Below are 11,772 nucleotides of genomic sequence, written 5' to 3'. Positions count from 1 at the left end.
CGGGGTGACGCAGGACACGAGGTGGCGCCCCGCCGCTAGGAGTAGCGTGCGGGCATGACCGATCAGGACTTCACCACCCGCATCACCGTCCGCGGGTACGAGACCGACAGCCAGGGCCACCTCAACCAGTCGGTGTACCTCCAGTACGCCGAGCACGCCCGCTGGGAGTACCTGCACGCGGCCGGGATCCGCCAGGCCGATCTGGTGGCCAAGGGCGTGGGCCCGGTCGTCCTGGAGACCACCGTCAAGTACCTGCGGGAGCTGCGGGCGGGGGACTCGGTGGACGTCAGCTGCTCGTTCACCTGGCGGGACGGCAAGACCTTCCAGGTGGTGCAGCGGCTGATCCGCGAGGACGGCGTGCTGGCCGCCGAGGTCACCGGCGTCGGCGGCATCCTCGACCTGGCCGAGCGCCGGCTGGTCGCCGATCCGCGCGAGCCGCTGCGCGCCCTCGCCGCCGATCCGGGCCTGCTCGGACTCTGACACCCCGCCGCCGTACCGGGCACGCCACGTCCGCCGTGCCCGGCACGGCCCTTGCGCCGTACCCGACACCACCGTTGACACCCCGACCGCCGGAGGCCGCACCCGGCTGCGGCCTCCACCCGGCGGGCGGGGGATTTCCCCACCCCGGACCCGCCCGCTGTCCGGATGGGATCAAGTTCCCCGGCGCAGCAGACTCTTGGGCATGCCGAAGAACACGACCGCCCTCGCCGCCGCCGCGGCCGCCGCCCTCGCCGTCACCGCACTGACCGCCCTGCCCGCCGTCGCCGATACCGACGCCGCCGGCGCCCCGAACCCGGGCAAGGACCGTCTCACCTGGTCGGCCTGCCAGGGGCAGGCGGACCCGCGCCAGCAGTGCGCCACCGTCACCGTCCCGCTGGACTACCGGGTCCCTCAGGGCGAGCGGATCACCCTCGCGATCTCCCGCATCCCCGCCGCCCAGCCGGGCCGGCGCCACGGCGTCCTGCTGACCATCCCGGGCGGCCCGGGCGGTTCCGGTCTGAACGTCCCCAGCAGCGCGGCCAAGCGCCTCCCGCAGTCCGTCCTGGACCGCTTCGACCTGGTCGGCTTCGACCCGCGCGGCGTCGGCCGCTCCACCCCGGTCAGCTGCGAGCTCGACCGCTCCGACCTGGCGATGGTCAAGCTGCGCCCCTGGCCCGCCGCGGACGGCTCGATCGATGCGAACGTCGCCTACGAGCGCCGGGTCGCCGAGACCTGCGCCCGCAACGGCGGTCCGGTGCTGCGCAGCATCTCCACCGCGAACGAGGCGCGCGACATCGACAGCATCCGCCGGGCCCTCGGCGAGCGCCGGCTCTCCGCCTGGGGCACCTCGTACGGCACCTACGCGGGCGCCGTCTACGCCACCCTGTTCCCGCAGCGGACCGACCGGATCGTGCTGGACAGCAACGACGACCCGGACCCGACCCGGGTGGGGCGCGGCTGGCTGGCCGCCTTCGGCCGGGGCGCCGAGGACCGCTTCCCGGACTTCGCGAAGTGGGCCGCGTCGCCCGGCAACCCGGACCGGGTCGCGGACACTCCCGAGGAGGTCCGGCCGCTCTTCCTCGACCTCGCCGCCCGGCTGGACCGGGCGCCGCTGCCCTGGCCCGGCGCCGACCCGGCGGAGCTGAACGGGAACGTGCTGCGCGAGACCATGCTGCAGAGCCTGTACGCGGACGCCCGGTTCCCCGACCTGGCCCGGCTGATGCTGGCCGGCCTCGGCCGCCGTCCGCTGCCCGCCCCGGCGGTGCTGCCCGAGCAGGCGGTGCAGTCCGTGCAGAACACCATCGCCGTCTCGGTCGGCACCCTGTGCAACGACGTCGGTTGGCCCACCGACCCGGCCGCGTACGCCAAGGACGTGGCCGCCGAGCGCGCCACCCACCCGCTCACCGCGGGCATGCCGGTGAACGTGATGCCGTGCGCCTTCTGGCCGTTCGCGCCTGCCGAGCCGCCGGTGCGGGTGACCGGCCGGGGCCCGGCGAACGTCCTGCTGGCCCAGAACCTGCGCGACCCCGCCACCCCGTACGCGGGCGCGCTCAAGCTGCGGGCGGCGTTCGGGGACCGGGCCCGGATGGTGACGGTGGACTCCGGCGGTCACGACGTGTACGTCGCCCACGGGAACGCCTGCGGCGACGCGGCGGTGACGGACTTCCTGCTGACGGGCCGGCGCCCCGCCGAGGACGTGTCCTGCCCCGCCCAGTGACCGCAGGTCAGTGCGGTGGGGTGGCACGTGGGGCCAACGGGCCGTGGACGAACGGCCCTTGTCCCTGCGTGCACGTCCGTTCGGCCCTCGCGAATGAGTCGAATCTGTCGCGGTTTTGTGACAATCCTTCGCCGACACCCGTCCCACAAGGGCCGTGCACGGCCTTAATGTTCGAACTATGTCACCGAAGAGTCGCCGCCGCATACCCGCCCCGAACCCGGGCGACACGTGGGTGCCGCGCCCGAGGCGCCGTGAGACCCCGCTCGGAATCCTGGGCCACGCGGCCACGTTCCTCGGCGCCAGCGCCCTCGGCGGCGTGCTGCTGGCGGGCCTGATCCTCCCGGCGGCCGGCGCGGTGGGGCTGGGGGCCAAGAGCGGCGCCGAGGGCTTCGAGAGCATCCCCGACGACTTCAAGACCCCGCCGCTGACCCAGGCCACCCAGATCTTCGACGCCAAGGGCGGGTTGATCGCCAAGGTCTACGAGCGCGACCGCACCGTGCTGACCGCCGACCAGATGTCCCCGCTGATGCGCCAGGCGCAGGTGGACATCGAGGACGCCCGGTTCTACGAGCACGGCGCGGTGGACCTCAAGGGCGTCCTGCGGGCCGTCACCAAGAACGCCGAGAGCGGCGCCACCGTCCAGGGCGCCTCCACCCTGACCCAGCAGTACGTGAAGAACGTCAACGTGGAGAAGGCCGGGGACGACCCGGAGGCGGTCCGCGAGGCGCAGCGCAAGACGCTCGGCCGCAAGATCCAGGAACTCCGGTACGCCATCAAGCTGGAGGAGGACCTGACCAAGGAACAGATCCTCACCAACTACCTGAACATCACCTTCTACGGCCACCAGGCGTACGGCATCCAGGCCGCTGCTCAGCGCTACTTCAGCAAGGACGCCAAGGACCTGACCCTGCCCGAGTCGGCGATGCTGGCCGGCCTGGTGCAGAACCCGTCCCAGTACGACCCGAAGCTGCACCCGGTGGCCGCCCAGAAGCGCCGGGACACCGTCATCGACAAGATGGTGGAGAACAAGCACATCACCGCCGACCAGGCCAGGGAGGCGAAGGCCGCCCCGCTGGGCCTCGCCTACAAGGACCCGCAGAACGGCTGCATCACCGCCAAGGCCGGCATGGGCTTCTTCTGCGACTACGTGCGCCACGTCGTCAAGCAGGACCCGGCGTTCGGCAAGAGCGCGGCCGAGCGCAAGAAGCTGTGGGACACCGGCGGTCTGAACATCTCCACCACGCTGGACCCGGACAAGCAGGCCGCCGCCCAGAACGCCGTCTCCACCAAGGTGTTCGTCACCGACCCGGTCTCGGCCGCGATGACGATGGTCGAGCCGGGCACCGGCAAGATCCTGGCGATGGCGCAGACCCGCCCGTACGGCCTGGAGAAGGAGAAGAACGAGACCGTCGTCAACTACAACGTGGACGCGGCGATGGGCGGGGGCATCGGCTTCCAGCCCGGCTCCAACTTCAAGCCGATCGTGGCCGCCGCCGCCCTGGAGGCCGGCCTGTCGTCGACCCAGCGGTACGACTCGCCGAACCGGATGGACTGGCCGACGATGAAGACCTGCGACGGCACCTGGAAGAACCTCAGCAAGGGCAAGAAGGAGGGGACGATCCCCAACGAGTCCGAGTCCGAGAAGGGGCCGTACGAGCTCAAGCAGGCCATGGCGCTCTCGGTCAACACCTACTTCGTGCAGATGGAGCAGGAGATCGGGCTCTGCGCCGTCAAGCAGATGGCCAACAAGCTCGGCGTGGCCGGCAAGGCGGACGGCTCGCCGCTGCAGGAGGTGCCGGCGCTCGGCCTCGGAACCCAGGAGGTCAGCCCGCTGACCATGGCCAACGTGTACGCGACCTTCGCCGCCCGGGGCAGCTACTGCGCGCCGCTGGCGATCAACCGGATCACCACGGTGGACGGCAAGGACGTGCCGGTGCCGCAGGCCCAGTGCGGCCGGGTGATGTCCGAGGACACCGCCGACGTGATCAACAGCGTGCTGCTCGGGGTGACCGAGAAGGGCGGCACCGCGCGGGACCTCGGCCTGGACGACGGCCGCCGGATCGCGGGCAAGACCGGTACCACGGACGAGAAGAAGTCGGCCTGGTTCACCGGCTACACCGGCAACCTGGCCGGCTCGGTCTGGCTGGGCAGCCCGGGCACCAAGGTGCCGATGCGCAACATCCGGATCGGCGGCAAGTACCAGGCCGAGGTGTTCGGCGCGACCGGTCCGGGGCCGATCTGGCAGAAGGCGATGAGCGACGCGGTCCGGGACATGCCGGAGCAGGACTTCACCACCGTCTACATCCCCGACCCGCCCAAGCGCGACGGCAACTGCACCACCTCCAACGGCTCGCCGAGCTCCGTCACCTGCACCGGCGCCCCCGCCACCGGCGGCCCGGGCACCACCGGGAAGCCGCGCGGCACCGACCAGGGCCGCTCCGCCCCGTCGGCCCCGTCCAGCCCGTTCACCCCGTCCGACCCCGAGGACCGTTAGCCGGTCCTGCGCGAGGCCCCGTCCGAGTCCCCGGCCTCGGGCGGGGCCGCGGCGCGTCGGCGGACGGCGGCGGCATGCTGTGACCGACCGTGCGACCCCTACCGCGCCTCGACCGGCTCGCCGCTGTCCTGGTCGAGGTTGAACACCCGCCGGTAGGAGTCGGTCACCACGGTGATCTGGGACCGGCCGGTCCAGCTCGCCTCCACCAGCCGGGTGTCGTCCGGGCCCCCGCCGATGTCGGCCAGCGACCAGCGGCGCGCCTCCCAGCCCTCGCCGGCTTCCAGGAACACCTGCCAGCGCTCGTCCGGGGCCGGCCCGTCGGCGTACGAGCGGTGCACCACCACCAGCGAGCGCTCCGCCCCGGCCGGCGCGGTCTCCCGGCTGCGGGTCTCGGCCGCCGAGACCTTGTGCGCGGCCAGCACGCCGAGCAGGAACACCACCCCGGCGGTCACCGTGACCGTCCGGGTCGCCGTCCGCAGGGCGGCGGCGCGCAGGTCGCCCAGCCAGGCGGCCGCGATCAGCGCGGCCAGCGCCGCGCCGAGCAGCAGCTCGGGCCGGTTGAGCAGGTCGGCGACCAGCATCCGGCCGCCCGAGCGGCTCTCCCACTGCCCCTCGGTGTACAGCAGTACGGCGGCCACTCCGCAGACCGCCAGCAACCGGACCAGGGCGCGCCTGGTCCGGGACGTGCGCTTGTCCATCGTCCCCCCTTGACGGTGTCAGAGCTCGGCGAGCAGTTTCCGGCCCTCCGGCCAGTCCCCGAGCCCGGACTCGGAGTTGAGGTGCCCGTACGCGCCCGGCTCGACGTACCGGGCGCCCCAGGCCGCGGCGAAGGCGCGGGCCCGCTCGGGGGAGACCCACGGGTCGTCGGTGGAGGAGACCACCACGGTCGGGAACGGGAACGGCTCCAGCGCCACCGGGCGGAAGCCCGTCAACTCCGGCACCTCGGCGGTGTCGACGTCGGCCGGGGCGACCAGCAGCGCGCCGCGGACGGCGGCGGTCCGCGCGGCGGACGCGCCGGCCACCCAGCGGGCCGCGGTGACGCACCCCAGGCTGTGGGCGACCAGCACCACCGGGCCGTCGGCCGCGGCCTCGGCCACCGCCGCGTCCACCCGGGCCACCCAGTCCGCCCGGTCCGGGTGGTCCCAGTCCGCCTGCCGGACCCGGCGGAAGGACTCCGGCTCGGCGGCCTCCCAACGGCTCTGCCAGTGCTCGGGGCCCGAGTTCTGGTAACCGGGCAGGACGAGGTAGGTGGTGCGGTCCGGCATGGGCTCCTCCGGGAGGGCGGTCGGTCGTGGGCAGCAGGAGTCTAGGCCGCGGGCCGCCCGGCACCGCAGCCGGGCGGTCCACCCGGCGCGCACCCCTCGCAACCAGCGCGCGCACCTCCGGATGCGCCGCCGCGCGCCCGGTGCGCCCTGTTGCCAAGGGCGCGACGGGTGCGGGAGGTTGGACCGGGCCCGGGGCGGACGCCACCGCGCTTCGTCCGTCAGGGACCTGACGTTCGATCATGTGGAGGGATGTCGACGATGGCACCGAAGATCCTGCTCGTCACCGGGGACGCCGCCGAGTCACTGGAGGTGTTCTACCCGTACCAGCGGCTGCGCGAGGAGGGCTACCAGGTCGACATCGCGGCCCCGACCAAGAAGCGCCTGCAGTTCGTGGTGCACGACTTCGTCGAGGGCTACGACACCTACACCGAGAAGCCCGGCTACACCTGGCCCGCCGACCTCGCCCTCGCCGACGTCGACCCGGCCGACTACGTGGCCCTGGTCATCCCCGGCGGCCGCGCCCCCGAGTACCTGCGCAACGACCCGGACGTGCAGCGGATCGCGCAGCACTTCTTCACCGGCGACAAGCCCGTCGCCCAGATCTGCCACGGCCCGCTGATCACCGCCGCCGCCGGCGTCCTGGACGGCCGCCGCACCTCCGCCTACCCGGCGCTGGCCCCGGACATCAAGGCCGCGGGCGCCGAGTTCGTCGAGGGCGAGGCCGTGGTGGACGGCCTGGTCGTCTCCGCCCGTGCCTGGCCCGACCACCCGGCCTGGCTGCGCGCCTTCCTCGAGGTCCTGCGCAAGCACGCCCCGGTCACCTGACGCACCGCCACCGCACCGCCGTCGGTGGGCCCGGGCGGTACTCCGCGTGGTCTCGGGGTACCGCCCGGGGGCCGTCCCGGGGTAGGGCCCCGGGACGATCTCCGGGTTCGTTCCGGGTCGGACTCCGGCCCACGACGCGACGACGGCCGGCCCGGCACCCGGCAGGGTGCCAGGCGCCCGCCTTCGCCACCCGGTTGGGCCGCGTCGGCAGCCGCCCAGTCGGCGTGGCGCGCGGGTCCCCAGCCCACCGGCGCCCCCACCGGAACCGGGCCGCCGGCCCTCCCGACCGACCCCCTACGCTGACCGGCGGGTCGTACGACCGTACGGCCGACCGTCACCAGGAGGACGAGACATGGCAGAGCCGCTGATCGCCGCAGTCGGGGGCAAGGTGCCCGCCGTCGACCCGAGCGCCTTCGTCGCGCCGAACGCCGTCGTGATCGGGGACGTCACCGTCGGCGCGGGCGCGAGCGTCTGGTACGGGGCGGTGCTGCGCGGCGACGCCGAGTCCATCAGCGTCGGTGCGGGCAGCAACATCCAGGACAACTGCACCCTGCACGCCGACCCCGGCTTCCCGCTGGTGGTCGGCGAGCGGATCTCGGTCGGCCACAACGCGGTGCTGCACGGCTGCACGGTCGAGGACGACGTCCTGGTGGGGATGAACGCCACGGTGCTGAACGGCGCCCGGATCGGCGCCGGCTCGCTGGTCGCGGCCGGCGCGGTGGTCCCGCAGGGCATGGTCGTCCCGCCCGGCTCCCTGGTCGCGGGCGTCCCGGCCAAGGTCCGCCGGGAGCTCGGTGAGGAGGAGCGGACGGGCATCAAGGCCAACGGCGAGGGCTACCAGCTCCTCGCCGGCGCCCACCGCGACATCGAGCCCCTCCCGGGAGCCTAGGCGCCGGTCACCCGGGGGCGCCGGTCAGCTGGGCGCCGGTCGCTCAGGCGCCGGTCATCACCACATCGGCGGCGGCCGGCTCCGCGACCGCGACCGCGACCGCGGGCCGCCGCCGGTCGCCCGCCCAGGCGAGCACCGCGATCAGCGCACCGCAGGCCGCCAGGCCCGCGCCCACCAGTGTCGGCGAGGTCCACCCGAACCCCGCGTCCAGCGCCAGCCCGCCGAGGTAGGCGCCCTGGGCGTTGGCCAGGTTGAAGGCGCCCTGCACCGTCGCCGAGGCCAGCGTCGGCGCACTGCGCGCCTTCCGCATCACCAGCGTCTGCACCGCCGGAACGATCGCGAACCCGAACAGCCCGATCAGCACCACCGTCACGGCCGCCGACCAGCGGGCGTGCGCGGTCAGCGCGAACAGTGCCAGGACGGCGGCGAGCAGGAGGAAGGCCGCGCAGACGGTCGGCCGCAGCGCCCGGTCGGCGGCGTAACCGCCGAGCACGTTGCCGATCGTCATCCCCACCCCGAACAGCGCCAGCACCAGCGTCACCGAGCCGGTGGCGTACCCGGAGACCTCGGTGAGCAGCGGCGCGATGTAGCTGTAGCAGGCGAAGAAGCCGCCGCAGCCGAACACCACGGTGGCCAGCGCCAGCCACAGCTGTCCGCTGCGGAAGGCCCTCAGCTCGTGTCGGAGCCCGGACTGCGCGGGGGAGGGCAGCGCGGGCACCAGCCTGCCGATGGCGAGCGTGCCGGCGGCCGCGATCAGCACGACCACCAGCATGGTCGCCCGCCAGCCCAGGTGCTGGCCGAGCAGGGTGGCGGCCGGGACGCCGACGATGTTGGCGACGGTCAGCCCGGAGAACATCACGGCCACCGCCCGGGCCCGCCGGTCCGGCGCCACCAGTTCGGCCGCGGCCACCGCGCCCGCCCCGAAGAAGGCCCCGTGCGGCAGTCCGGTGACCAGCCGCGCGACGGCCAGGGTCCAGAAGTCCGGCGCCAGCGCGCACAGCAGGTTGCCGGTGGCGAACAGCGCGGCCAGCGCCACCAGCACCGGCTTGCGCGGCCGTCCGGCGGCCAGCGCGGTGAGCAGCGGCGCGCCGATCACCACCCCCAGCGCGTACGCGGAGATCAGCCAGCCGGCCTGCGGGATGGACACGTGGAGGCTGTCGGCGACCTGGGGGAGCAGCCCCATGGCGGCGAACTCGGTGGTGCCGATGGCGAACGCGGTGACGGCCAGCGCGAGCAGCGCGAGAGGCAAGGGGGTGACTCCGGGGTGATGCCGACGAACCCGGGGGAGCGCGCGGCGGACGAATTCGTTCGTCCGGCATCCTAATCCGGCCGTATGACGCCCTCATGAGGCGCGTGTGACGAACGGGGGTCGCCAGTCCGGCCTGCGCGCGCGAGACTGGGGGCATGTGCCGCAACATCAAGACGCTGCGACCCCCGGTGACGCCCGACGCCGACGAGGACGACTTCCGCGCCGCCGCGCTGCAGTACGTCCGCAAGGTCTCCGGCTTCCGTGCCCCGGCGGCGCACAACCGGGAGGCCTTCGACCGGGCCGTGGAGGCGGTCGCCGAGGCCACCGCCCGGCTGCTCGGCGAGCTGGAGGTCCGCGGATCGCACCCCCGGGCCGCCGAGGCCGCCGGGTAGCTCCGCTGTCCGCCGACGGTGCCCTCCGACGGTGTCCGCCGACAGCGAGGACACGACAGCGACGACACGGAGTAGGAGCAGAACCGGTGATGAACCCCGCCACGCGTTATGCCCTCACCTTTCCCGGTACCCCGGGCACCCAGGCCCCGCAGGACGTCGTCGTGGTCACCCGTACCAGCGCGACCGGCCCGGGCGGCCACCCGGTGTACGAGGACGAGAGCGGCATCGTCCGGGCCGAGATCAGCGACACCGGCGAGGTCCGGATGCTCGCCAGCGGCGGCCACCAGACCCCGAACCTCCCGGTCCACGCCCACCCGCTGCCCTGACGCCCGGCCCTCCCGGCCGGTGCGGCACAATCACCGCATGACCACAGCGAGTTGGCAGGGTGTCGTGATCGCCGAGAGCACCGACACCGTCGTCGTCGAGGGCAACCACTACTTCCCGGTCGAGTCGGTCCGCACCGAGTACCTGCGGCCGTCCGGAACCACCACGGTGTGCGGCTGGAAGGGCACCGCCGGCTACTACAGCCTGGAGGTGGACGGCCGGACCAACCCCGACGCCGCCTGGTTCTACGCCGACCCGGAGCCCGCCGCCGAGCACGTGCGCGGCCGGGTGGCGTTCTGGCGCGGCGTGGAGGTCACCGAGTCGGCGGAGGCCGCCGACGAGGCCGAGGTCACCGAATCGGCGGCGGGCACCGCGTAGCCTTCGGGCCAGGGGGGTACCTGCTCCCCATGGCAGTCTTCCGCAGACCCAAACGCCCCGCGCCGCCCGACGAGCCGAACCTGGGCGAGCAGCTCGCCGAACTGGTCGAGGAGGCCGAGCAGCCCGTCGGCACGGGGCCGGCCGCCGCGTACGAGGCCGAGCAGCGCGGCCGCGGCCGGGCCATCGTGCTGCGGACCGCCCGCGTCCTGGGCAACGGCGGACTGGCCGCCGCCCGGGGAGCGGCCCGCGGCGCCGCGTTCGGCGGCAAGGCCCTCGCCGAGCAGCTGGTGCGGGCCGCGCCGCGGATCCCGGTCCGCGACCTCGCCGCCCTGCGGGCCCAGCACCCGGACGCGGCGTTCCCCGAGGAGCTGGCCGACCGGCTGGTGACGGGCGCCGTCCGGGCCTCCGGCGCGCTCGGCGCGGGCGTCGGCGCGGCGGCGATGATGCCGGTGCCGCCCGCGATGCCGGCGGAGATCGCGGCCGAGACGCTCGCGGTCGCGGCCGTGGAGATCAAGCTGATCGCCGAGCTGCACGAGGTCTACGGCGTCCCGGCCGAGGGCACCGTCACCCAGCGGGCGGGCGCCTACCTCGGGGCATGGGCCAACCGCCGCGGGGTCGACGCGACGCTGCTGGTCCGGCCGGCCGGTTTCGCCGCGCTGGCGATCGGCGCCGAGGTGCGCCAGCAGGTGCGCCGACGGCTCACCCGCAGCACGCTGCGCCACCTGCCCACGGTGATCCCGTTGCTGGTCGGCGCGGGCATCGGCGCCACCATGAACCGCCGCGACACCCGCCGGCTCGCCGACGAGGTCCGCACGGACCTGCGCTCCCGCCGGCCGGCGGACCGCGCCTACTGGGGCGCGGCCGCGCCGGCGGTCGAGGGAGAGGTGGTGGCGAAGGGCGGGACACCGCCGGAGGACGGCGGGGCGTAGCCCGGCTACACCGACGGCGCCGGTGGGGCGCCCGCGCCCCGGCCCGCCTTGACGGCGTTCACCATCGCCTGGTGGATCGCCCGTGCGGTGATCTCGTCGGCCGCCGGCACCGGACTGCCGGAGACCGTGTACCAGTCCAGCGCACCGGTGTACTGGACGGTCAGCCGGGCCTCGCCGTCCACCCAGGTGGTGTGGACGGTGAGGTCGCCGGAGATCGGTCCGACCTCCGTGGTGGTCACCCCGCCGGGGCCGCTGATGATCGATTGGGTGGTCCAGGTCGCCCACGACGCGCGCGGGTCCGCGGGCGGCCGGGCCTGCCGATTGCCTTGGTCGTGTTCGGTCATGCGCCTATCCTCCCCTGCCGGTGGGCCGCCGTCCGGGCAGCGACACCTGCGGTCGCGGCGACCGCCCGGTCGGCACCGGGCGGTCGAGTTCGGTACGGCGGACGGTCAGTCGAGTCGGCCCGGTTCGTCCAGCATCGGGTCGCCCTCCGCCTGGGAGGTGTCCTGCGCGTGCAGGTTCTGCATCGAGGTGATGCCCTCCTCGGGATCGGCGGCGCGGACGTCCTCGTCGCGGTCGGTGCTCACCTCGAACCGCTCGCTCATGTCGGTCATGGCTGGCTCCGTCTCCTCGGCCGGCCCGGGGGCGCCGGGCGCGCGGCTGGGCCGGGTGGCTCCTTCGCCCTTCAAGCCTGCCTCCGCCCCGGCGCCGAGGCCAGCCGGATGGTCGGTGAACCGCGGTCCCGCGCCGGATCCGGACCGTTCGCGCCCGGGGCCGGACCGTTCTCGGCCGGGTGCTGCCCGGGTCGCGCCCGGATCCTGACCGGCCGA

General features: G+C 74.3%; 14 protein-coding genes. 9 read left to right on the top strand and 5 right to left on the bottom strand.

Annotated features, from left to right (window positions below; all coding sequences use genetic code 11):
• Positions 1 to 54 precede the first annotated feature (54 nt).
• The 3 genes from ACIRD3_RS14175 to ACIRD3_RS14165 all read left to right on the top strand — a co-directional run bounded on the left by ACIRD3_RS14175 (position 55) and on the right by ACIRD3_RS14165 (position 4,691).
• The gene (locus ACIRD3_RS14175) at positions 55 to 480 is read left to right on the top strand and encodes an acyl-CoA thioesterase (RefSeq protein WP_402215381.1); all 426 of its coding nucleotides are present in this window, start codon (positions 55 to 57) and stop codon (positions 478 to 480) included.
• 202 nt (positions 481 to 682) lie between these two features.
• The gene (locus tag ACIRD3_RS14170) at positions 683 to 2,197 is read left to right on the top strand and encodes an alpha/beta hydrolase (RefSeq protein ID WP_402215378.1); all 1,515 of its coding nucleotides are present in this window, start codon (positions 683 to 685) and stop codon (positions 2,195 to 2,197) included.
• A 178-nt stretch (positions 2,198 to 2,375) separates the two neighbouring features.
• Positions 2,376 to 4,691, top strand: coding sequence for a transglycosylase domain-containing protein (locus tag ACIRD3_RS14165; RefSeq protein ID WP_402215375.1), 2,316 nt, complete (start codon positions 2,376 to 2,378; stop codon positions 4,689 to 4,691).
• A 98-nt stretch (positions 4,692 to 4,789) separates the two neighbouring features.
• Here ACIRD3_RS14165 and ACIRD3_RS14160 read toward each other — a convergent pair whose 3' ends face one another.
• Positions 4,790 to 5,389, bottom strand: coding sequence for a hypothetical protein (locus tag ACIRD3_RS14160; RefSeq protein ID WP_402215372.1), 600 nt, complete (start codon positions 5,387 to 5,389; stop codon positions 4,790 to 4,792).
• 18 nt (positions 5,390 to 5,407) lie between these two features.
• Positions 5,408 to 5,956 (bottom strand): RBBP9/YdeN family alpha/beta hydrolase, encoded by a 549-nt coding sequence (locus ACIRD3_RS14155; RefSeq protein WP_402215369.1) that lies wholly within the window; start codon positions 5,954 to 5,956, stop codon positions 5,408 to 5,410.
• Between the two features lie 258 nt (positions 5,957 to 6,214).
• On the opposite strand from ACIRD3_RS14155, the gene ACIRD3_RS14150 reads away from it, so the two are divergent.
• Positions 6,215 to 6,781 (top strand): DJ-1/PfpI family protein, encoded by a 567-nt coding sequence (locus ACIRD3_RS14150; RefSeq protein WP_402215366.1) that lies wholly within the window; start codon positions 6,215 to 6,217, stop codon positions 6,779 to 6,781.
• 352 nt (positions 6,782 to 7,133) lie between these two features.
• The gene (locus ACIRD3_RS14145) at positions 7,134 to 7,670 is read left to right on the top strand and encodes a gamma carbonic anhydrase family protein (protein WP_402215363.1); all 537 of its coding nucleotides are present in this window, start codon (positions 7,134 to 7,136) and stop codon (positions 7,668 to 7,670) included.
• A 43-nt stretch (positions 7,671 to 7,713) separates the two neighbouring features.
• On the opposite strand, the gene ACIRD3_RS14140 is transcribed toward ACIRD3_RS14145, so the two are convergent.
• On the bottom strand, positions 7,714 to 8,919 hold the full coding sequence (locus ACIRD3_RS14140) for an MFS transporter (RefSeq protein WP_402215360.1): 1,206 nt from the start codon (positions 8,917 to 8,919) through the stop codon (positions 7,714 to 7,716).
• Positions 8,920 to 9,074: 155 nt separating this feature from the next.
• On the opposite strand from ACIRD3_RS14140, the gene ACIRD3_RS14135 reads away from it, so the two are divergent.
• The 4 genes from ACIRD3_RS14135 to ACIRD3_RS14120 all read left to right on the top strand — a co-directional run bounded on the left by ACIRD3_RS14135 (position 9,075) and on the right by ACIRD3_RS14120 (position 10,942).
• Entirely contained in the window at positions 9,075 to 9,311 is a 237-nt protein-coding gene (locus ACIRD3_RS14135) for a DUF2277 domain-containing protein (protein ID WP_402215357.1), read from the top strand.
• Positions 9,312 to 9,400: 89 nt separating this feature from the next.
• Positions 9,401 to 9,637, top strand: a complete 237-nt coding sequence (locus ACIRD3_RS14130) for a DUF6296 family protein (protein WP_402215354.1) — start codon at positions 9,401 to 9,403, stop codon at positions 9,635 to 9,637.
• Between the two features lie 37 nt (positions 9,638 to 9,674).
• Complete coding sequence (locus tag ACIRD3_RS14125) at positions 9,675 to 10,013, top strand: DUF427 domain-containing protein (protein WP_402215351.1); 339 nt, start codon at positions 9,675 to 9,677, stop codon at positions 10,011 to 10,013.
• Between the two features lie 29 nt (positions 10,014 to 10,042).
• Complete coding sequence (locus ACIRD3_RS14120; RefSeq protein ID WP_402215348.1) at positions 10,043 to 10,942, top strand: hypothetical protein; 900 nt, start codon at positions 10,043 to 10,045, stop codon at positions 10,940 to 10,942.
• A gap of 5 nt (positions 10,943 to 10,947) precedes the next feature.
• Here ACIRD3_RS14120 and ACIRD3_RS14115 read toward each other — a convergent pair whose 3' ends face one another.
• Positions 10,948 to 11,286, bottom strand: coding sequence for a hypothetical protein (locus tag ACIRD3_RS14115; RefSeq protein WP_402215345.1), 339 nt, complete (start codon positions 11,284 to 11,286; stop codon positions 10,948 to 10,950).
• Between the two features lie 105 nt (positions 11,287 to 11,391).
• Positions 11,392 to 11,556 carry a hypothetical protein gene (locus tag ACIRD3_RS14110; RefSeq protein WP_402215342.1) on the bottom strand — a complete coding sequence of 55 codons (165 nt, stop codon included), beginning with the start codon at positions 11,554 to 11,556 and terminating at the stop codon, positions 11,392 to 11,394.
• Positions 11,557 to 11,772 lie beyond the last annotated feature (216 nt).

This window comes from Kitasatospora sp. NPDC093550 (genome assembly GCF_044764985.1).
Taxonomy (GTDB): domain Bacteria; phylum Actinomycetota; class Actinomycetes; order Streptomycetales; family Streptomycetaceae; genus Kitasatospora.
The sequence above is the reverse complement of the archived record's forward strand: the minus strand, read 5'-3'. Positions and strand labels throughout refer to the sequence as shown.